General features: G+C 30.9%; 24 protein-coding genes. 8 read left to right on the forward strand and 16 right to left on the reverse strand.

Annotated features, from left to right (window positions below; all coding sequences use genetic code 11):
* Positions 1-130: 130 nt before the first annotated feature.
* Genes bshA through B3M86_RS01980 form a run of 3 tightly spaced genes read right to left on the reverse strand, consistent with a single transcriptional unit; the run spans position 131 to position 4,172 of the window.
* Entirely contained in the window at positions 131-1,267 is a 1,137-nt protein-coding gene (gene bshA / locus B3M86_RS01970; protein WP_125348800.1) for an N-acetyl-alpha-D-glucosaminyl L-malate synthase BshA, read from the reverse strand.
* Between the two features lie 23 nt (positions 1,268-1,290).
* Complete coding sequence (locus B3M86_RS01975) at positions 1,291-2,421, reverse strand: serine hydrolase domain-containing protein (RefSeq protein ID WP_125348799.1); 1,131 nt, start codon at positions 2,419-2,421, stop codon at positions 1,291-1,293.
* A 2-nt stretch (positions 2,422-2,423) separates the two neighbouring features.
* Entirely contained in the window at positions 2,424-4,172 is a 1,749-nt protein-coding gene (locus B3M86_RS01980) for a glycoside hydrolase family 3 protein (RefSeq protein WP_260391930.1), read from the reverse strand.
* A gap of 111 nt (positions 4,173-4,283) precedes the next feature.
* Here B3M86_RS01980 and B3M86_RS01985 point away from each other — a divergent pair, with 111 nt between their 5' ends.
* Positions 4,284-5,363 (forward strand): TerC family protein, encoded by a 1,080-nt coding sequence (locus tag B3M86_RS01985; RefSeq protein WP_291076586.1) that lies wholly within the window; start codon positions 4,284-4,286, stop codon positions 5,361-5,363.
* A gap of 73 nt (positions 5,364-5,436) precedes the next feature.
* Here B3M86_RS01985 and B3M86_RS01990 read toward each other — a convergent pair whose 3' ends face one another.
* The 3 genes from B3M86_RS01990 to B3M86_RS02000 are packed head-to-tail and all read right to left on the reverse strand — an operon-like array spanning position 5,437 to position 9,841.
* Complete coding sequence (locus B3M86_RS01990) at positions 5,437-8,478, reverse strand: AAA family ATPase (RefSeq protein ID WP_286494643.1); 3,042 nt, start codon at positions 8,476-8,478, stop codon at positions 5,437-5,439.
* Positions 8,478-9,683 (reverse strand): metallophosphoesterase family protein, encoded by a 1,206-nt coding sequence (locus B3M86_RS01995; RefSeq protein WP_125348858.1) that lies wholly within the window; start codon positions 9,681-9,683, stop codon positions 8,478-8,480. The genes B3M86_RS01990 and B3M86_RS01995 overlap by 1 nt, the downstream gene beginning before the upstream one ends.
* Positions 9,684-9,685: 2 nt before the next feature.
* A complete protein-coding gene (locus B3M86_RS02000) occupies positions 9,686-9,841 on the reverse strand; it encodes a hypothetical protein (RefSeq protein WP_185144078.1) in 156 nt (51 codons plus the stop codon).
* A 153-nt stretch (positions 9,842-9,994) separates the two neighbouring features.
* Between B3M86_RS02000 and B3M86_RS02005 the strand changes: the two genes are divergently transcribed.
* A complete protein-coding gene (locus B3M86_RS02005; protein ID WP_219033578.1) occupies positions 9,995-10,129 on the forward strand; it encodes a 30S ribosomal protein THX in 135 nt (44 codons plus the stop codon).
* 184 nt (positions 10,130-10,313) lie between these two features.
* Positions 10,314-10,757 carry a DUF4822 domain-containing protein gene (locus B3M86_RS02010; RefSeq protein WP_286494645.1) on the forward strand — a complete coding sequence of 148 codons (444 nt, stop codon included), beginning with the start codon at positions 10,314-10,316 and terminating at the stop codon, positions 10,755-10,757.
* A gap of 73 nt (positions 10,758-10,830) precedes the next feature.
* Here the strand turns inward: B3M86_RS02010 and B3M86_RS02015 are convergent, their stop codons facing one another.
* Positions 10,831-11,424, reverse strand: coding sequence for a hypothetical protein (locus B3M86_RS02015; protein ID WP_221856011.1), 594 nt, complete (start codon positions 11,422-11,424; stop codon positions 10,831-10,833).
* A 148-nt stretch (positions 11,425-11,572) separates the two neighbouring features.
* Here B3M86_RS02015 and B3M86_RS02020 point away from each other — a divergent pair, with 148 nt between their 5' ends.
* Positions 11,573-12,091, forward strand: coding sequence for a nucleoside 2-deoxyribosyltransferase domain-containing protein (locus tag B3M86_RS02020; protein ID WP_180904942.1), 519 nt, complete (start codon positions 11,573-11,575; stop codon positions 12,089-12,091).
* A 127-nt stretch (positions 12,092-12,218) separates the two neighbouring features.
* Positions 12,219-12,458, forward strand: coding sequence for a hypothetical protein (locus B3M86_RS02025; protein ID WP_038334521.1), 240 nt, complete (start codon positions 12,219-12,221; stop codon positions 12,456-12,458).
* A gap of 31 nt (positions 12,459-12,489) precedes the next feature.
* Here B3M86_RS02025 and B3M86_RS02030 read toward each other — a convergent pair whose 3' ends face one another.
* The 4 genes from B3M86_RS02030 to B3M86_RS02045 all read right to left on the reverse strand — a co-directional run bounded on the left by B3M86_RS02030 (position 12,490) and on the right by B3M86_RS02045 (position 16,809).
* The gene (locus tag B3M86_RS02030; RefSeq protein ID WP_280045388.1) at positions 12,490-13,191 is read right to left on the reverse strand and encodes a polysaccharide deacetylase family protein; all 702 of its coding nucleotides are present in this window, start codon (positions 13,189-13,191) and stop codon (positions 12,490-12,492) included.
* A 234-nt stretch (positions 13,192-13,425) separates the two neighbouring features.
* Positions 13,426-14,154 carry an LPS export ABC transporter ATP-binding protein gene (lptB, locus tag B3M86_RS02035; RefSeq protein WP_125348857.1) on the reverse strand — a complete coding sequence of 243 codons (729 nt, stop codon included), beginning with the start codon at positions 14,152-14,154 and terminating at the stop codon, positions 13,426-13,428.
* A gap of 30 nt (positions 14,155-14,184) precedes the next feature.
* A complete protein-coding gene (locus tag B3M86_RS02040; RefSeq protein ID WP_115001359.1) occupies positions 14,185-15,546 on the reverse strand; it encodes a pyridoxal-phosphate dependent enzyme in 1,362 nt (453 codons plus the stop codon).
* 33 nt (positions 15,547-15,579) lie between these two features.
* Positions 15,580-16,809 (reverse strand): ABC transporter permease, encoded by a 1,230-nt coding sequence (locus B3M86_RS02045; protein WP_115001360.1) that lies wholly within the window; start codon positions 16,807-16,809, stop codon positions 15,580-15,582.
* A gap of 74 nt (positions 16,810-16,883) precedes the next feature.
* Between B3M86_RS02045 and B3M86_RS02050 the strand changes: the two genes are divergently transcribed.
* A complete protein-coding gene (locus B3M86_RS02050) occupies positions 16,884-18,110 on the forward strand; it encodes an exo-beta-N-acetylmuramidase NamZ family protein (protein WP_291076588.1) in 1,227 nt (408 codons plus the stop codon).
* 4 nt (positions 18,111-18,114) lie between these two features.
* Entirely contained in the window at positions 18,115-18,717 is a 603-nt protein-coding gene (locus B3M86_RS02055; protein WP_291076590.1) for a hypothetical protein, read from the forward strand.
* A gap of 49 nt (positions 18,718-18,766) precedes the next feature.
* Here the strand turns inward: B3M86_RS02055 and B3M86_RS02060 are convergent, their stop codons facing one another.
* The 5 genes from B3M86_RS02060 to B3M86_RS02080 form a co-directional block, all read right to left on the reverse strand.
* A complete protein-coding gene (locus B3M86_RS02060) occupies positions 18,767-19,153 on the reverse strand; it encodes a hypothetical protein (protein ID WP_291076592.1) in 387 nt (128 codons plus the stop codon).
* 107 nt (positions 19,154-19,260) lie between these two features.
* Positions 19,261-19,602 (reverse strand): hypothetical protein, encoded by a 342-nt coding sequence (locus tag B3M86_RS02065; protein ID WP_291076594.1) that lies wholly within the window; start codon positions 19,600-19,602, stop codon positions 19,261-19,263.
* A 53-nt stretch (positions 19,603-19,655) separates the two neighbouring features.
* Positions 19,656-20,084: a hypothetical protein gene (locus tag B3M86_RS02070; protein WP_291059794.1), complete on the reverse strand. Its 429-nt coding sequence runs from the start codon at positions 20,082-20,084 to the stop codon at positions 19,656-19,658.
* A 75-nt stretch (positions 20,085-20,159) separates the two neighbouring features.
* The gene (locus B3M86_RS02075; RefSeq protein ID WP_260391928.1) at positions 20,160-20,726 is read right to left on the reverse strand and encodes a DUF4920 domain-containing protein; all 567 of its coding nucleotides are present in this window, start codon (positions 20,724-20,726) and stop codon (positions 20,160-20,162) included.
* A gap of 11 nt (positions 20,727-20,737) precedes the next feature.
* Entirely contained in the window at positions 20,738-21,334 is a 597-nt protein-coding gene (locus tag B3M86_RS02080; protein WP_115001370.1) for an NUDIX hydrolase, read from the reverse strand.
* 41 nt (positions 21,335-21,375) lie between these two features.
* Between B3M86_RS02080 and B3M86_RS02085 the strand changes: the two genes are divergently transcribed.
* A complete protein-coding gene (locus B3M86_RS02085; RefSeq protein WP_038334509.1) occupies positions 21,376-21,774 on the forward strand; it encodes a hypothetical protein in 399 nt (132 codons plus the stop codon).
* The last annotated feature ends 19 nt before the right edge of the window (positions 21,775-21,793 follow it).

Here is a 21,793-nt window from a genome sequence, read left to right on the forward strand (position 1 = left end):
AAATTCAGGGGGATATCCAGACGCAATTTCTGGCTTAATAATAAAACAATATATCTTATGGTTAAAAGGCGATAAGACGTCATGGAAAAAATGGGAGGAAGAAAATCCTATTAAATAAAAAAATCGGGATTTACCCGATTTTAGATTTTGCAATTACTTTGCGATACAATTCTTCATATTGCGGAAGAATATTCGTTTTATCAAATCGTATCGCTTGTTCTTTTGCTTGATAACTAAACTCTGCCAAACGCTTTTCGTCCTCTAAAATATAAATCGCTTTTTCTGCCATCATTTCAATATCTCCTACTGGGCAAACAAAACCAGTGACTCCGTTAATATTTACTTCTGGAATTCCGCCTGCATTGGACGAAATAACCGGAACACTTGCCGCCATAGCTTCAAGTGCTGCCAAACCAAAACTTTCTTGTTCGGAAGGTAAAAGGAATAAATCTGCCGCTTTCAAAACATCATTCAAGTCACTTACCATTCCAAGACTTTTCACTTTATCTTGAATTCCAAATTCTTGAATCATTTGATCCGCCATATCCCATTCAGGACCTTCTCCAGCAATAATCAATTTCGATGGAATTTGTTTCTGGATCAAATTAAACGTTCCAATTACATCTTCAATACGTTTTACCTTTCTCAAGTTTGAAGTGTGCAAAATTACCTTCTCTTTTGGTTGCGCAAAATTATCACGACAACACACACATTTCTCTGGCAAATATTGATCATTATCAATAAAATTTGGCACTACTTCTATTTCATTTGTAATGTCAAATGCTTGTAAAGTATCTTGTTTCAAACTTTCGGAAACTGACGTTACAGCATCCGATTCATTGATCGAAAACTCAACAGCCGTTTTATACACAGGATGTTTCCCTACCAACGTAATATCTGTTCCGTGCAACGTTGTTACAATTGGTAATTTATACCCCTTTCGAGCCAACATTTGTTTCGTAAAATACGCCGCATACGCATGCGGGATCGCATAATGTACATGAACCAAATCTAATTCGTAATGCAAAACTTTATCATACAAAATTGTACTCAACGCCAAATCGTATGGCTGATATTGAAACAATGGATACGTTTCGACATGAATTCGATGAAAGTATATATTTGGTAATTTGATGTTTAATCTCGCAGGAACATTTGTGCTAAAAAAATGTACTTCATGACCTTTTTCCGCTAAATCCATTCCCAGTTCTGTTGCCACAATTCCACTCCCTCCATAGGTTGGATAGCATACAATTCCTATTTTCATTCGCGATTTTTATTTAGACAAATTTAAGGTAAAATTGCTTCATAAATTACTTGTCGAATATTTTCTCTCACTTTTTTAATGGAAAGATAATTTGGTTCGACGGTTTCATTGACACGATTCGAAAGAAAAATATACACTATGTTATATTTAGGATCAGCCCAAACCATAGATCCAGTAAAACCTGTATGACCAAAACTTTCGACAGATGGGCCAACTTTAGAAATATGTTGCATTTTATCAAAACCAGCTCCACGATGATTTCCTTTGAATTGTTGTTTTGTAAATTCCGCAACTATCTCTGGCTTCAAATAAACCTCATCGCCATATTCTCCACCATTCAAATACATTTGCATCAATTTTGCCAAATCAATCGAGTTAGAGAATAAACCAGCATGACCAGCAATTCCGCCCATCATCGCAGCTCCTTGATCGTGTACAAAACCATGTACCAATTGATTTCTATAGGTTTTGTCGTATTCGGTTGGAATAATATCTTCTAAACTAAATTTTTCTTTTGGATTAAAAGTTGTGCGATACATTCCCAATGATTGATAAAATTTTTCTTGTGTCAATTGATTCAAATCTTTCCCAAAATCCTTTTCTAATTTCTTCTTGAAAATATAATAGCCTAAGTCTGAGTATTCGTATGATTTACGGCCTAAAGATGATTTATAAATATCTTCGTAAATCGTATCTTTAATAGAGTTGATAATATAAATGTTATCTGTAACTTTTATCTGATGTTCCTCATCTTGCTTTCTCGAATAGAAATCTAAATATAATCGCGCATTTTTTACATTGACAGTTTCATTGTAAAAACCAATCCATGGCTTAAGACCAGCTTGATGCGCTAATACTTCACGAACTTTTAAGGAAGATTTGTTCGAGTTTTTTGCATCATTATCAATTTCTCCAATTGTTTGCTCAAGGTTTAATTTTCCTTCGTTTACCTCCAGCATCAACAAAGGCAACGTCGCCGTCACCTTTGTTACAGAAGCGACATCATATAAATCTGTCCACTTCACTTTTTTTAAAGAATTTTTATCTTGAGTTCCAAAGCTTTTATCATACACGATTTTCCCGTCTTTTGCGACTAAAATTTGCATTCCAGGCGTGTAATGATTTGCAATTGCTTCTTCGGCAAGTTTATCTATTTCTAAGAGTTTTTTTTTCCTAAATTCACATTTTCAGGTGCAGTAAATCCTAAACGTTTGATGTGTTTTGTTACAATTCCTTGCCCTTCTTTCAAGTTTTGATTGATATCTACCGGAAATGTTCCATCTGCATCAATTGCTCCAAAAATAACTTGCGCAGCAGCTGCTTGCGCATCTTTTGTATTTTGATAATGAACTGTAACCGCATCTAAATTTGATAAATCAAGATCTTTCAAACCATAAGGACTTGTGAATAATGAGAAGATTTTCTTTTTATCTTTTGGTAATGCTTTCAAAATTGCTTTCGAGTTATCTGACAATTTATATGGTTTGTAAACCGTTTCATTCGATAAAAACGCTCCCGAAATAATCACATCATAATCATTCAATAAATTGATCTGATTTGGATTTGAAATCTTCACCAACTCAACATTTGTATATTTTTGTAAATGTCTCAAAAATTGATCATAATCTGTTTGTTCAAGGGGAACAAAAGCTATTTTTTGATTCAATTTTTTAATTGGTAAAAGTTTGTGTTCATTCTTTACAACTGTCGAAGCTTTCTCAAAAATTTTAGTTGTTAACGCTAAATTTTCAGGAGAATTTAAATCTTCTAAAACATTTGCAGAATTTAAAGTTTTTATTTCATTTAAACCTGTAATATATTTTGCCATCAAAATTTTCTTCACACTTTCTTCTAAACGTGCTTCAGAAATCTGACCTTTATTTATTGCATCAATAATTTTTTGTTTCCCAACGTGTACATTTTGCGAAAACAATAAAATATCATTTCCCGCTACAAATGCTCTATAATCTACATCACCAGCAGGAAACATTTTTGCTACACCATCCATATTCAACGCATCTGTAATCACAATTCCTTTGAATTGTAATTCTCCTTTCAAATAATCTGTAATAATATTTTTAGATAAAGTTGAAGGTATTTTTGGATCTGGTTCTAAAGCTGGAACATTTAGATGCGCCACCATAATTGACTGTACACCTTCATCAATCATTTTCTTGAAAGGTGCAATGTGATATTTCTCTAAATCTGCTTTATTATCTGGAATCAACGGCAAAACTTTGTGCGAATCTTGATCTGTATTTCCATGTCCAGGAAAATGTTTTGCAGACGATAATACGTTTTGCGCACGCATTCCATCCATATAAGCAATTCCTTTTTCTGCAACTCGATCTGGATTTGAACCAAAAGAACGATTCCCGATAATTGGGTTATTTGGATTAACATTGACATCAACTGAAGGTGAAAAATTAAACTGAACACCCATTCTGTTCGCTTGTATACCAATTTGTTTTCCAACTTGATACACCAACTTATTATTGCGTAGAGCACCAAGCGTCATATTCCAAGGAAAACGCTCCACTCCTTTCAAACGCATTGCCAATCCCCATTCTGCATCCATTCCAATTAACAATGGAATTTTAGAAATAGATTGAAATTTATTTGTCAACTCAATTTGATGAGCCGCTTGATCTTGCATAAAAATTAATCCTCCGATATGTTCTTCTTCAATTAATTTTTGAATATCATTTTCATGCACCACATCTCTATTTGTATAGGCTGCAACGATAAATAACTGACCTACTTTTTCTTCCAATGACATTGAATTATACTTCTCATTCACCCATTTCATCTGAATAGAATCTTTGTACAATGGCGAAACGTGTTGCGCTTTCGAAGCTATAGGTAAAATAATTGTTAAGAATACGTATGCGATTACTCTTTTCATTCCGGAATAAATTAATTTTGCTTGTTTTTTCTTTTTTAGAAACATTTTTTAAAGGCCAATCAAGTTAGGATTGGTAAATTTATAGTAAATTGTCAAATTAAATAAATTTATATGAGTATTTTCAGTGTTGTACAGGATAGCATGTTGAATCATCCTGGACTAATAACTGTTTTTGGGGTTGCAGTAATTATTATGTTACTACTTGATTTAGGTGTTTTTAATAAAAATGCACACGCGGTTTCGAACAAAGAAGCGCTTACTTGGACTATCGTTTGGATTTCCTTGGCGATGATTTTTAGTGGAGTGATTTATTTCGTTTTTAAAGAAGCAGATGGACATGCATTTGCCATCAATAAATTTTCGCAATTCCAGGCGGCGTATTGGATAGAAAAAGCCTTATCCGTAGATAATTTATTCGTCTTCATACTCGTTTTTGGATTCTTTAAAATTCCAAAAGAATATCAACATAAAGTCCTTTTTTGGGGAATTTTAGGTGCTCTTCTTTTTAGAGCAATCTTTATTTTTGCAGGAGTTGAATTAATTAAAATGACTTATTTACCAGCTTTTTCTATTGGAGATTGGCACTTTAATCTTGGTGATGAAGCAACTCATGCAAATTTTGAAGCAAAACAATTCTTCCGTCCAAATGTCGTTTTAACACTGTTTGGTTTCTTCTTAATTGTCGCCGGAATCAAATCTTGGAAATCAAGTGATGATGATGAAAATCAAGATTTATCACAAAATTTTGGTGTTAAATTGGTACACAAATTCTTTAAAGTTACACCAAATTTTGATGGAGATAAATTCTTTTCTGTACAAAACGGAATTAAAATGGCAACACCACTTTTCGTCGCTTTAATGGTAATTGAAGTAACTGATTTGGTTTTCGCTGTAGATAGTATTCCCGCTATATTCGCTGTTGCTCCAGACGATCCTTTTATTCTATATTCATCTAATATTTTTGCAATTTTAGGACTACGATCGTTGTATTTCTTGTTGGCAAATTCAATGGATAAATTCAATAAACTACATTACGGCTTAGCGATTATTTTAAGTTTTATCGGAATTAAAATGATTATTATGCCATTCTATCATTTCGAATCGACTATTTCATTGTCAATAATTGGTGGAGTTTTATTAATAACAATTATTTGGTCGTTAATTTCGAATAAATCAGAGGTTAAGGAATAGATTATTATCTTCATATAATGATAAACCCCAAGATTAAATTCAATCTTGGGGTTTATTTTATAATCATTATACCTTACGAAACAACTTCTATCAAACTACCTCTTTCTTCATCTTTTGTGATTTGCAAAGCAACTGGAATTCGATCTTTTAATTCGTCTACGTGAGAAATAATTCCGACAATTCGGTTTTCTTTTTGTAAACTCATCAACGTTTCAAACACGATATTTACCGCATCTGCGTCTTGCGTTCCAAAACCTTCATCAATAAAGAAGAAGTTCTTTTCCGACTTCGCATTTGTTTGCACACTTTCTGCCAAAGCCAAAGCCAAACTCAAAGAAACTTGGAAAGATTGTCCCCCAGAAAGCGTTTTCACACTACGTGAACGACCTTCGTTCAAATAATCTATAATCTCAAAATCATTGTTGTCATTCATTTGTAAACTTAATTGATTTCTCGTCATTCGATGAAATCTCACATTTGCGTTATCACATAATTGTTTCAAATAAATTAACGAAACATATTGCACAAATCCTGCTGAATTAAACAAATTTCGCATCGTTTGTAAATTAGCCGCACGCTTTTTCAACTTTTCCAATTCAATTAACAAATCTTTCTTTTCTACAAAAGATTTATTCAATCGCTCAATTTCAGCTTTTATTTTAGTTACAACTTCAGTAGCTTCTTTCAATTGACTTGTCACAAAAATCAATTTTTCTTCTTGTATTTTATAAATCGTTTCATCAAAAGAAACTTCCGATAATTTTTGCTCTAATTCATGAATTAAATTTTTCAACGTTTCATACAAAATTCGAAAATCTTCCAACTCTTTTCTGATTTGAGAAACATTAAATTTCTGATTTAAAACAAATTGAACCTCTTCAATGTTTTGTATTTGATATTTTTCTAATGCTTTTTCTATTTGATTTTGATTAATAGCCAACTCTTCTTTTAACTCAATAAGTTGTTTTTCAACTAATTCAATTGAAGTTTTTTGAGAAGCTAATTTTGGATTCAATTGATTTAAACTTTCTGTAAATTGAATATAATCTTGTTCAATTTTTGTATTATTTAACTTTAAATCATTCAAATTTTGAAGCACATTTTCTGTTGTTTGATTTTGAAAATCTTCAAATTTCAAGACTTTCAAATTTGCTTGATTTTGCTTGATTTGAGAAGCTTTTTCAGCTTCTTCTAATCTAAATTTTTCTAAAGCATTTTTATATTTTTCAACAGATTCACGTTCTTTCTCTAAAGTTTCACGAAAAGTTTCAATCTCTTTATTTTTATCCGAAATTGTTTTGTCCAAAGCAACAGCTGCTTTCTTTTTTTCTTCAAATAATTCAACATTTTTCGAATCAAAATCTTTCCAAACAAACAAATTCAGATGATTTTCTTGTTCAATTTTCAGATCATTCAAAACTTGATTTTCTTGTGCAATTTGTTTTTCAATAAACTGTTTTTGATCAATCATTTTCTGAACTTCATTTTGTTTTTTCTGAAGCGATTTTAACTTTTCATCAATTTGATTTAATTCATTATTTACAACTTCAAATTTCGTGGAAATATCATCAATTTCAACAATATTCGGATGCTCTAAAGCGCCACAAAGCGGACAAGATTCACCTTCGTGTAAATTATGTGCAAAATGAACCAACTTTTGCTGAACTTCTAATTCATTTTTCTGTTTTTCAATTGATTTTTTAGTTGATTCAAGCTTTTCAAATTCAGAACTAAACCAATTTTCAAAACTTGAAATTTCAATATTATCTGTTTTGAATTGAGCTTCGAAAACATTAATTTGTTGCTTTTGCTCATCTATTTTAGTTTGTTGTTTCTGAATAGATTGTTGCAAATTTTGATTCTGAACAAACCAATTTCCAACCTCCATCAATGTTTGCGCATCTATTTTTGACTCAGCTAAAGTTTTGACTTCTTTTTCAGATAATTTGATTGAAGCTTCAATTTTCTGTTCATTTTTCTGAACCTCTTCAACTTCTTTCAAACCTTTTGCTGTTCTTACTTTTAACTTTTCTATCTCCTCTGAAAAAGTTAAAATTTGAACTATTAATTCTAAATCTGTTTCTTCTTTTCGTTTTATTGGTAAAGTTTCATAATCAGTTTTAATCGCTTCAATTTGGTTCGAAATTTCTTTGATTTGATTCTCGATTAAAGTCAGTTGTTTTTGTTGATTTTCAACTGAAATTGACTTTTCTTCAATCTGATTTGAAAGTTTTTTATGATTTTCTAAAAGTTGAGAAAACGCATTAAAAATCAATTCATAGCGCTCAATTTCAAGTTTTCGTTGATCCATTTCATTTTTCTGAACTGAAACTTTTTCAAAATCAATTTTCTTTTGTTTTAAAGTCTCAAAATCTGATTTCAACGCTTTTAAACGTTGAAATGATTCATTCATTTGATTATATTCTTCTTGAACTTGATTGGTAACTTTTGTTTGCTCAATCAAATTTTCTTCAAGCTCTTTTATTTTTTCTTCCGAAACTTCTTCAAATCCAGATAATTTCCCTTCTAGTTGATTCAAATTCGTTAAGTTTTGAGAATTTAAAGCTGCAACTTTATCTTGTAAATCATAACGATGAAGTCCAAAAATTTCCTTCATCATTTGTGTTCGATCTTTTGCACCCAACTCAATAAATTCCTTGAATTGCCCTTGCGGAATAATAATTGTTCGTTTGAAATTTTCGTAACTCAACCCAATTATTTCTTCTGCTTTCGAATGATTAAGCGGAATCCATTCATTGTCTTTTTGTTCATAAAAAACAACTATTGGCGATTTTACATCTTCAAAACGTTTCGAATTTCTTTTAAATTCACGTGTTGCTCTGAATAATTTTTGTTCAAAATTATAGAAATCAAACTCGATATATGCCAAATTCGATTTCAAATTCATCATATTGTAAGCACGCTTATCTTTGGAATTTAGACGTTCTGTTTCGCCATACAAAACGTACATAATCGCTTCCAAAATTGACGATTTTCCGGAACCTACATTCCCGAAAATTCCAAATAATCCTGCTTCTGTTAATTCAGAAAAGTCAATTGTTTGACGTTCTTGATACGAATAAAGTCCTTCTATGGTTAATTTTACTGGAATCATTATGAATTCAAAATTTCGTTAAACAAATCCTTTATTTCGTCGTTTGGTTCTTGATTTCCATTTTTCGATTTGAAATAATCTGCAAACAATTCCTTCATATCTTTTGTTTGATCTGCAAACTTATACTCAACCATTTCAACCTCTTGATTTTTAACTTTCGGAATCAAATGAATAATTCCATCATGTGATTGATAAATCAATTTTCGTTCATCAGCTTTCAAAAAAGAATCACTTTCTAAAATCAATTCAACCAACGCATTTTGATTTTCATTCAACCATTCTACAGCTAAATTTATATCATCAAAAGTTTTTCGAATAAGCGGTTTTCCATGCTTTAATTCAATTTTATGATAAGAAATAGTTTTATTTGGTTCTGCTTCTATTACCGAAACATACTTGGTTTGACCAGCTTCGGAAAAACTATAACACAAAGGCGAAGAGCTGTACACAACAGGTTTTTCTTCTGTTCCGATGTTCTTAAAACCATGCAAATGTCCAAGCGCTGTATATTGAATTTGAGGCGGAATAGCTTCGGAAAAAATCATATCTGCATTTCCAATTTTAATCGGTTTTTCGCCTTCTGGTTCCTCTAAAATTTCAGCACCTTTTTGGTTCATATACAAATGTGCTATCAATAAATTAACACCATTTTCGTCACAATATTCATCCGCAATATTTTTCCAATTTGTCGCTAAAACTTCATTCAATGCATCTTCTTTATTCTCTCCAAAATATTGTTTCAAACGAATTTCGTTTGCATAAGGCGTATGAATAATTCGAATCGGGTAATCGAAAGAATTTAATTTCAATTCAATCATTCCTTCTACAGATTTTAAAATTTTGAAATCATTTAATTCAAATTCCTGAATTTTTGCATTTGGATAACCAATCAAAATAATTCCACATTCGCGTGCCAACGGATCTGGCGCATCAATCAAACTTGGAGAATCGTGATTACCAGAAATCGCTACAACAGGACGTTTTCCGTTATTCGAAAGTCTTTTTAATGTTTTATAAAATAATTCTACAGCTTCCACACTTGGATTAAAATTATCAAATAAATCGCCCGCAATAAGTACCAAATCGACTTGTTGTTGATCTGCAATTTCGATAATCTCGTTCATCACTAAAATTTGTTCTTCTAATCGCGAAAAACTATCCAATTTTTTGCCCAAGTGCCAATCGGCTGTATGTAGAATTTTTATCATTATTCTTCCGTTTCTGGTTTATTTTTATCATTAAATCGTTGATTGATTGCTTTTAATCGAGCTTTGCGTTCAGCTTCGGCTTCTTGCGCTTTACGTTTCTTTTGATCTAACTTTTTCTTATGCGCTTTTTTATTTGCATCTGTATTTCTACTCATTTCTATTTGGTTTAAAATTAATTTTTCTCCACGCCAAATGATGTCGCAAAGTTAGATTAAATGATAAAGAATTGTAAATCTTTTGTCCAACTAAATTGAAATTATTAACTTGGCTAGAAAGTAATCGAATTTATTAATTTTAAAACATTTATAATGGGAAAAGGCGATAAAAAATCGAGAAGAGGAAAAATTGTGAATGGCTCTTATGGTGTAAAACGTCCGAGACATAAGTATTATTATGAGGAAGATGTTGTTGAAGAAAAACCAACCAAAAAAGCTAAAAAGTAATTTTTTGAAGCTGAAAATCAGGATTGATTTTCAGCTTTTTTATTTTATTCAACTCAACAATAATTTATCCAATGATGAGAATAAAATCTACAATTTAAGCCATTAAATATTGAGTTTATTTGTGCTATCAAAAAATAAAACATGAATATTTTTAAAAAGAACTACAACAAGCATTTTTGTATTATTGGTTGGATTAACACTTTTTAGTTGTAACAATGATGATGATTCAGGAATTACAGAGCAATTAACGCCAAGCGAAATTTTATCCTTTACTTCTTGGGAAACAACTAATGCTTTGAACAATAAAGGACAAAATGTAGCCTTAACAGACACTAATGTTTCTAATTTTGTAGGTTATACCTATTTCAAAAAAGATGATACATTTACTATGTTCAATTTAGATGATACGCCAAAAATGAAAGGAGATTGGTCTGTTTCTGAAGAAGGAAAAACAAGAACAATCGTTGCTAAAAATGATGCAGTAGAAGTTTTGTTTACACGAATTGTTGACATTACAGTTTTAACAAAACAAGAATTTACTTACAGAATTTATCCGTCTAATGATGATAAATCTGTTTATTTCTATATCGTACATACGCCTAAAGCTCACAAAGAGCCAACAAAATAGTGTCACATCAATATCATCCAAATATTTAAATTTAAAAAGCTAAGCGTCAATTGACACTTAGCTTTTTTTGTTATTATTTCACAAATTTATATTCAACATTATTCCAAAAAACATAAGCTCCTTCTTGTTTTAAACTTTCAGGCTTATCTATAATTCTTGGAAAAATATTGTCTTTTGTAATTTTTCCAAAAGAAGAACTTTTACCAGAAGCAGAACTTCCATTTTCAGGATCTACAACAGCATAAGACTCAAAATGTTTGAACAAATAAAATGAATTTGTTGTTTTATCAATTCGACCCAACAATATTTTTCTTGAACCGTCAGTAGCATACAGATTATTTTCTTCTATAGTTGATTTAAATTTAGACGTTTTCAATTCTTCATTGATTATAATCGAATCTTTTTTCAATTCAATAGATTTGACAGAAGGATCTTCGTAAAGCGTCCACGTTTTCTTGAAAAAAGCTTCTGCTTCTACCGGATAATCTTTTCCGTTTATTCCTTTGTAATAGTATGCATCTAAAATTGAAACATTTTTATCGAATTTGAAAATTTCAGTTTCCGTTGGTTGAGGATTCGTAGGCTGTTCTTTGACTGGAGTTGTCACTTCGTCTTCTTGACAAGAAAAGATTACAAAAGCAGCAAAAAAAGGTAATAACTTTTTCATGTATGATTATTATTTATACTAAACAACCTCAAATCTATTCAAAAAGTATAAAATCTATGTTAAATATTCTTTGTTTCAAGCCAATTCTAACAAAAGTCATTAAATACAAAATCAACAACCTCATTATATTTACAGAAACAAAAACAACATGAAAGCAATTTTATTTGCCTTATTTCTATTATTGAATACTACAATTTTTGCTCAATCTCTTGAAATAAAATCGCCGAATAAACTTCCTAAAAATGATCAACGTACAAAGATATTTTTGGGCGGAACAATTGATATGAGAAATTCTGAAGATTGGCAAGCGAAGGTTTCAAAAGAATTGAAAAATGAAAAAGTCATCTTGCTAAATCCTCGTCGTGATGATTGGAATACCGCTTGGAAGCCTGTGAAAGAAGAGCCCGAATTTCGCAAACAAGTGGAATGGGAGTTGAATGCATTAGAAAATGCAGACTATATTATTATGTTTTTTGGAAAAGATTCTAAAAGTCCGATTAGTTTGTTAGAAATGGGATTGTATGCAAAAAGTGGAAAACTTTTGGTGATTTGTCCAGATGGTTTTTGGCGAAAAGGAAATGTTGATATTACGGCAGAAAAATATGGTGTAAAACAATTTGATTCGATAGAAAATGTGTTAGATTATTTAAAAAATATTCTAAAATAATTAATTATAAGAGAGAGAATTAAGTTTTGAATCGAAAGGTTTAACATATAATTTTATTTCTCAAAATCTTATTTTAAAAATTTATGTTTTAGCTTTGAAACCGCTTTAATAGTAAGTTTTACAGATTATGAAACATAATGATTTGGAAATTAATCGGTTGATTGAACGATTAGAATCTTTAGGAATTTTGGTCGAAAAAATCGAGAGTTCTGGTTTTGGTAGCATGTTAAATTTTGAAATGATTTATCAACTTCCTGAACAAAATATTTCTAACGCTATCAATTTTAGACGTTTTGATATACAAGATGTTTATCTTTATTTCAAAGAGGCTGTTAATCAAAAAGGAGATTTACTTTTTATAGAATAAACGAAAAATGCTCAAGAATTTGAGCATTTTTTTATTTCAATTTTTGTAAGTCATTAACTGTATAAAACTTCATATCATTATTCTTCACAAACTTGCAAATCTCTTCTAAGGTTTTAAATTCAGTTTCATAATTATTAATTGCTTTTGCAACTGTTTTATGCGCGTAAAAAATGACTATCTTATTGTTATCCTTTGCATATTGCAACAACGAAATATAATAAGGCACATTAAAATGCTCGTAACTATTATCGATTCCTAAACCAAAAAATAACGGTTTATTTTGATAATAACAGTTCTGAAAATTAGGCGCTTCGTTTCCATAAGTTGTTCCTCTTAAGGTTTTAAAATGATTGAAAAGTAATTGACCCGATTCTACACTTCGATCGCCATAAGGATAAGAAAAATCGGTTACATCAAAACCTTTGTTTTTCATCAAACTTAGCATTGGAGCGATTTCTTTTTCAATAAATTCTTTTCCTCCAAATTCTTTTATATACTTTGTTGTATATACATGAATTAAACCATCCGCAGCAATCTCATTTCCGTTTTGTTGCAGATAAGTTAACTCACGAATTTGACTCTCCGAAAGCTTATCAAAATGCGTTACATAAAACGTTCCTTTCCAATTGTATTGTTTCAATTTTAAATTCGCATTGAACCATTCGTCCACATAATCATCATCAAATGTAAGCACCACTCCTCCTCTATTTGTAGATTTTTTTGTTTCTTTTATCGCATCTTATTCGTGTGTACAGCTATTCAACACAAAAATTGAAATCAGACAAACAAAATAATAGTTGAGTTTTAGCATTCTTTATCAGTAAGTTTTAGTAGTTAAATATATCGAAAAAGCAACTATTAAAATCAGAAATTTTTAAAATTAAGCAAATTTTAATTTTAGATGATTTTGAAGTTTTAAAAAAAAACCACTCAAAATTGAGTGGTTTAGAAAATACTATATTGTAATTTATATCTGCTGATACATAAAGTTTTCACCTAGATAAACGCGACGAACATCTTCATCATTTGCTAATTCTTCTGGCGAACCTTCTTTCAAGATTTTACCTTCGAACATAATATATGTTTTATCGGTAATTGCAAGCGTTTGCGATACATTATGATCGGTAATTAAGATTCCGATATTTTTATCTTTTAACGAACGTACAATTTTCTGAATATCCTCAACCGCAATAGGGTCAACTCCAGCAAAAGGCTCATCTAATAAAATAAAATTAGGTTCTGTTGCCAAACAACGTGCTATTTCGCAACGACGACGCTCACCTCCAGAAAGTAAATCACCACGATTTTTACGAACATGCTCTAACGAGAACTCTTCAATCAAAGCATCTGTGCGCATTTGTTGCTCTTTTTTGGAATGTTTCGTGAATTGTAAAACTGATTTGATATTATCTTCTACAGAAAGTTTACGAAAAACAGAGGCTTCTTGCGCCAAATATCCAATACCTTTTTGCGCGCGTTTGTACATCGCATCGTTTGTGATATCTTGTTTATCCAAAAAAACTTTTCCTTGCGTAGCCTTTACCAAACCAACAATCATGTAGAAAGAAGTCGTTTTACCAGCACCATTTGGTCCTAATAATCCAATAATTTCTCCTTGTTCTACTTGAAAAGACACATTTTTTACGACATGTTTTTTACCGTAATCTTTTACTAAATTCTGACCTTTTAATACAATTCCCATATCGCTTCAAAGATAGGATTTTTGTTATTTAATCGAGTTAATAATATCATATTTTGTGATGATATGATATTTTCCGTTTTCTAATTCTATTAAAACAGCTTGATTATCCTTTGTAATTAACTTCGAAACTTCTTCGATAGATGTTCCTGCTTTTACGACTGGATATGGTTTTCCCATTATTTCGTGAACAGGTTTTTCAGCAACATTTCTATCTTCTAAAAATGCTTGAAACAAATCTGATTCATCCAAAGAACCAACAATTCCATTCACGTCCATTACTGGAATTTGAGAAATTTTGAAACGACGCATACGATCAATTGCATGAGAAGCCAATTCCTCTGTACGAACCGTAACCAAAGGTTTATCAACATGTTCTTTGATTAAATCGACAGCTGTTTTGATTTCTTCGTCCAAATATCCTCTGTCACGCATCCAATCATCGTTAAAGATTTTTCCTACATAACGAGAACCTGAATCGTGGAATAAAACTACTACAACATCATCTGGTCCGAATTCGTCCTTCATTTGCAACAATCCTTTGATCGCTGATCCCGAAGACATTCCAACAAACAAACCTTCTTCTAAAGCTAAACGACGCGTATAAACCGCTGCATCTTTATCAGTCACTTTTGTAAATCCATCAATAATATCAAAATCTACGTTTTCTGGTAAAATATCTTCACCAATTCCTTCTGTTACATAAGAATACACTTCATTTTCGTCGAAGATTCCTGTTTCTTTATATTTTTTGAAAACTGATCCATACGTATCAACTCCCCAAATTTTAATATTAGGATTTTTTTCTTTCAAGTATTTCCCAACTCCTGAAATTGTTCCTCCAGTTCCAACACCAACAATAAAATGCGTTACTTTTCCTTCTGTTTGTTCCCAAATTTCTGGTCCAGTTTGCTCATAATTCGCAATTGCATTTGATGGATTATCATACTGATTGACATACCAACCATTCGGTGTTTCTTGAGCCAAACGTTTAGAAACTGAATAATAAGAACGTGGATCATCTGGCTCAACATCCGTAGGACAAACCACAACTTTTGCACCAACAGCGCGCAAAATATCCATTTTCTCTTTCGATTGTTTGTCTGTAATCACACAAATTAATTTGTAACCTTTGATCACAGCAGCCAAAGCCAATCCCATTCCTGTGTTACCAGAAGTACCTTCGATAATTGTACCTCCTGGAACTAAACGACCATCTTTTTCGGCATCTTCAACCATTTTTAACGCCATACGATCTTTACAAGAATGACCAGGGTTAAAATATTCAACTTTTGCTAAAACTGTACATGGTAAATCCTTTGTAATCTTATTAATTTTAACCAAAGGTGTATTCCCAATCGTTTCTAATATATTGTTTGCGAATTTCATTTTTTTCTAACTTTTAAATTAAAACATTAAATTTTATCTAAAATTAATAGCTTTTGCAGGTGTAATTTTAGATATCATATACGAAGGCAAAAGTAATACAATTGCACAAACTAATAACGCTCCTGCATTTAATAAAACAATTGTGCCAAAGTCTAAATAGACTGGAGCTGTTGATAAATAATAGTTTTCTGCTGGAAGTTTTATAATTCCGAAATATTTCTGAATGAATAATAATCCAAGTCCAATTACATTTCCAGCAATTAATCCTGGTAACATGATAAATAATGCGTAATTGATGAATAATTTTCGGATTCGCCAATTTGTCGCACCAAATGCTTTTAAAATTCCGATTGAATGTGTTCGTTCTAAAATTAATATCAATAAAACCATCACCATATTAATCACCACCACAAAAAGCATGATAAAAAGAATAATGACAATATTTTTGTCGAAAATCGAAATCCAATCATTAATCTGAGCAAAAGATGCTGTTGCTGATTCTGCATACAAATTATATGGAATATTTTCTTGCACACGCTTTGCAACTGGATCAATATTTTCGACATCATTTACAAATAGTTCGAAACCACCAACAGTTGTCGAATCCCAACGATTAAGGCGTTGCACATGCTTGATATCACCAAACATAATTTGATCGTCAAAATTTTTGATATCAGTTTTGAACAATCCAGAAATGGTAAATCGACGATAAATAGGCTTTGTATCTTCTTGAATAAAATACATCACAAACGAACTATCAACATCCAATTTCATTTCGTCCGCAATCTTTTTAGATAATAAAACCTCATCCATTATCGAATCTTTATTGATTCGAGGAAAATGTCCTTTTACCATAAATTTTTCGAAACGAACCGAATCATAATCTGTTCCAACTCCTTTGAACACCACACCACTAAAGTTTTCATCCGTTCGGATAACACCACTTTTATTGGCAATTGCTTGTACATGTTCTATTTCTGGAATCGATTTAAACTTTGGATAAAAAGCTTGATGAAGTGATAATGAATCGGAATTTAATGACGTATTACTATTATAGTTTCTAATCGTAATATGACCATTAAAATCGGCCAATTTTTCTTTGATTGCCATTCTTGCTCCAACACCAGTCGAAATTGTCACCAAAGAAACAATCAACCCTAATGCTACCGCAATTTGACCTACTCGAATAATAATACTCGATAAGTTATTTTTAGTATTTTTACCAAGCGCAATTTTTTTTGAAAACCACCAAGAAAAACTCAAATTATATATTTTTTATAAGATTAAAACTAACTTTAGGCTTTAAATTCGTCTAAATTCAAATGATTCAAAACGAAATGAAAAACTTTGTCAAATATACATCAATTGGTTTACTTAGTTCAGTTATTTTTTTCGGCTTTTCTACTCCAATTTTAGCTCAAAATAATACATCAAAAACGATAGATAATCATTCAACTATTCTTGTTGGAGCAGAAAATACAACGCAATATCTTTCGAAACTAAAAGGTAAAAAAGTTGGTTTAATTTCAAATCAAACAGGAATTGCTACAATTAATGGAACAACGATGCATACAGTTGATTTGTTGTTAAAAAACAACATAAATGTTATAAAATTATATTCTCCTGAACATGGTTTTCGTGGTGATGCTGATGCTGGAGCGAAAGTAAAATCTGGTGTTGATTCTAAAACAGGCTTGCCGATTGTTTCGCTTTATGGCGACAATAAAAAACCAAAAGCAAATCAAATTTCGGATGTAGATGTTTTGATTTTTGACATGCAAGATGTTGGTGCGCGTTTTTACACATATATTTCTACTTTGCATTATGTTTTGGAGGCTGCGGCTGAAAATGGTAAGAAAGTAATTGTATTGGATAGACCAAATCCGAACGGACATTATGTGGACGGACCTGTAATGAAAAACGAGTACAAATCATTTGTTGGAATGCACAATGTTCCGATTGTTTATGGAATGACGATTGGCGAATATGCACAAATGATAAACGGTGAAGGTTGGCTAGCAAATGGTGTAAAAGCAGATTTGGAAATTATTCCACTTATCAATTATACCCATCAATCCAAGTATAATTTACCAGTAAAACCATCACCAAATTTACCAAATGCTCATGCGATCAATTTGTATCCAAGTACATGTTTGTTTGAAGGAACAAACGTCAACGAAGGTCGTGGAACAGATATTCAGTTTCAAGTTTATGGTTCACCATTCCTAAAAAATATGCCTTATCAATATACGCCAACTTCAAAACCTGGTGCAACAAGTCCAAAATTCAAAGATGAAGTTTGTTACGGTGAAGATTTATCGAATGTTCCGTATCAATCTGCCATCAATTTAAAATGGCTTATTAATGCGTATAAAAACAATACGAAACAACCTTTTTGGACGATGAATGGTAAAAAGTTGTGGATTGATCAACTTTCTGGAACTGATGAATTGCGCAAACAAATAGAAGCAGGTTTATCAGAAGAAGAAATAAAAGCAACTTGGCAAAAAGATTTGGAAGCTTTCAAGAAAATAAGAACAAAATATTTGATTTATAAGGATTAAATTAATGCAAGTTAAAAGAAGCGTTCTTCAGAAGCTGTCTACAAATGAATTAAATTCTTATATCAAAGATGATTCTAGATTTGTTCCTGAAGCAATAAAAATGGCTTTCGAAATTTTAAAAAATGAACGAAATGTTCAGTTTTCTGAAATTGAAACAACTCGAATTAAAAATTTAATTTCATCTAAAATTATTTATCATGAAAAAGAAAAAAAGAAAAATTCTTTCGAACCAAATTTAGTTGAAGACATTGAGGAGAATAATGAAGTTCCAAAACTTCATACTAAAACTGAAATTGTTTTTCATTCAAGCGTATTTTTTTCTTTTATTGGAGCTGTATTATTCTATAAAAATCTAAAAAAAATTAAAGACATAATGCGCTTTCATTATGTTATTTTAGTTCTTTTTAGCCTTTTAATGTTAGTTTTTGATTATTATTTGTACGAATATATAGTTAATCATCAAGAAGAATTATCACATATTAAATACAAACGTTTTGGTAATTTCGGGATATTTATAACAATTCGTGGAATAGCAAATTTGATTCTTATTAGTTTAATATGGAATTACTTTTTTGGAAAAGATTTTAAGTATAGAGAATTAAAATAATATAAAAACGGAAGCCAAATTTGACTTCCGTTTTTATGTTTTAGAATGATTATTTTTCTCCAACAACTGCAGAAATAGATTCACCTAACTTTTTTACTTTTTCATATAATTTTGTAGAACCTTTATCAAATTCTATCGAAATTTTTCCTTCACGTGCTTTTATTTCTAACGAATCCCCTTCTCGCCAAACGTAGTTTTTTCCTTCAGTCGTTGGCTTACCAAAAGCTTTTTCTATTTCGCTTATTGCAGCTTTAGACTTTGGTTTATCAAAAATTGCCGAATACGAATAAACTTCGTTGCTATCGCTTACATTTATCGAAACTGTAGAATGAGTTGTTGTCCCCGATGTTTTTGTTTTCGTGACCGCAGTTGCAGTCTGGGCTTGACAAGTAAAAGCTGTTATCAAAATAGCTCCAATTAATAGTATCTTTTTCATATTTTTATTTTTTATAAAATTCTGAAAAAGATTAATTTGCGTAGGTTAATGAACGGTTAACGAAGCGTTAACACAAAAAAAGCTACAAAATAATTGTAGCTCATTTTTTACGTATTTGTATTATTTATATTTTTTGTCGCAAGAATTTTGTCTCCAAGATTTTTAATTTTATCTACAATTTCTTGATTATCTGTACTTTTTTGAATCTCCATTTTAAGTGAATTATCATTCAAAATAATTTCAAAACTTCCTCGTCCAGTCCAGATATAACCAGATTCTTCCAAAATTCCTTCACCAAATTCTTTCTCGATTGTTTTCTTTATAATCTCTTTTTTATCCGAATTAAAAGTTCCTTTCATCGAGTAATAAGACTCCGTATTATTCGCTCTCAATTGTGCAAAAACTGCAAACGTTAATAACATTAAGAACAAGCTTAAATATTTTTTCATTTAAGGTCTATTATTTAAGATAAATATATGAAATTTTTCAGCAGAAAAACATCTTATAATTCGTTTAATATTTCAATTGTTAAGAATTCTCCCGTCATCGAATCAAAAGAGAATAAACAATTTAAACGACAATAATCATTTGCTAAACGATTTGGATCATTATTAATAATTCTTTTATAATCATTACTTTTACGAACTTGAGTTTCATCAATATTTCGGTTCAAATCAAAAATATTTAGACCTTTGTACACCTTACAAATTGGATTTGGAGAAAGATAAAATTTAATCGAAACAATCATTTCATCAACAATTTTCATCGAAATACCTTTTTCTTTGTACAATACAATTTTTCCTTGAGAAATATTTTGCTCTGAAATGTCAGATTCAAATTCAGTTTGAAATGATTGAAATAATTCGTCATTTACCGATTTTCCTATCAAAGAAAAATACTGATTTGGATTGGCTTGAAATAAGTTTGTCATATTCTATAGAATTGATTTCATAAAAAAACCTTTCAAAAAATAGAAAGGTTTTGATTAATTATTGAGTTAAAAATCTTAGTTTTCTTTCAAATAAACTCCATCAGCTTCAAAATTATATTGCAACTGAGGTTTTGTAATTTTCGCAATTTCTTCTTTCGATTTTCCTGCGTCTTCTGCATAATGGCGCAATTTCTCAACAGAAATTTCACTTACAAAAGCTTTTCCGTGCACGACAACATTTGCTTTTTCACCATCTAAAGGCATAAAAAATCCATAATCTTTGAAACGCACAAACGACTGTTCTTCGCCTTTTCCAAGATCAACTTTCATCCAACAACCTTTCTTTTTGCAAACAGATTCTATCGTCGAAACAAACTGAACATTTTCCAAAGAATCACCACTTTTCATTTTATCGTATAACTTTCCAAGTTCATTTTTCGTCAATGTATTTTTGATATCAAACGATTCTCCATACACTTGATACGCGTATAAATCGTCTATTTTTGCGGTTCCGTTATCTAAAATTTTTGATTGAGATTTAGAAGCTTTTTCAGTTTTAACCTTGGTTTCTTTTTTCGTTTGAGCATTAGTTGTCAAAGCAAAAGATGTTAAGGCACAAAAAGTTAATATATATTTTTTCATATTAATTTTATTTAGTTCAAATTTAAATAATTATCCATCAATAATTTAATATTTGGATAAGAATTTTCTAATAACTCAGGAATTTCATTCTCTTTTTTCCATTCAACCGATTCAATTCCTTCCTCAGTTTGTGGCAAAGGCAATTCAACACCGTCATAAAAAACTTCGAACCAAAATGTTTCTTTGATAATATATTCTCTCAAAAAATAAATGTGAAAAGTAGGCATCAAAAATCGTTTCAACTCTAAATTTGTCAAACTACATTCTTCTTCAATTTCGCGAATTGCAGATTCTTCTCTCGATTCCCCTTTCTCCATTTTACCTTTTGGCAAATCCCATTTCCCAAGTCTGAAAATGAACAAATAATCGTCTTGCGGATTACGAACAATTCCACCCGCTGCTTGTATATGCTTGTAATATTTTAAGAATTTCGTCCAAACATCATCAATATCTTCACTAAAAATATTGACTAAAGTTGCCGTTTTTGATGATAATAAATGAAAAGATTCATCAAATTGAGCTTCATTTTGAAACAAAATATTTTTTGCTTCTGGATTAGGTTGGTTGCTGAAAGTTAACAAACTTTCATTAAAAAAAACTTTGTACATTTGAACGATTTGTTACAAATTTATAAAAAACTCACAAGGATATGAAGGTAAATACAAATAAAGTCCGTTTTGCAAAAAATCAACAAGAAGCATACACTTTTTTGTTGGATATGAAGAATTATGAGCAATTGATGCCAGAGGACACAAAATCGTTTGAAATTCACGAATCTGGAAAAGGTTTTACAGTTGGTGTTGGCGCTTTACCAAAGGTTGGAATGCGTTTGAAAGAGACAGTTGAGCCATCGAAAATTGTTTTCGAATCTCCTGCACCTGCTTTTGAATATACTTTGACAATTTCTATTGATGCAGTTGATGAAAATTCGTCTGATGTTACATTAGATTTTGATGGAAATTTCAATATGATGATCGAAATGATGGCAAAAAAACCATTGACATCTTTCATTGAAACTATTGCAGAAAATTTAGGAAAAATAGGGTAAAACCATTTTTTCGGTAAAT

This window comes from Empedobacter sp. UBA6305 (genome assembly GCF_002440405.1).
Taxonomy (GTDB): Bacteria; Bacteroidota; Bacteroidia; order Flavobacteriales; family Weeksellaceae; genus Empedobacter; species Empedobacter falsenii_B.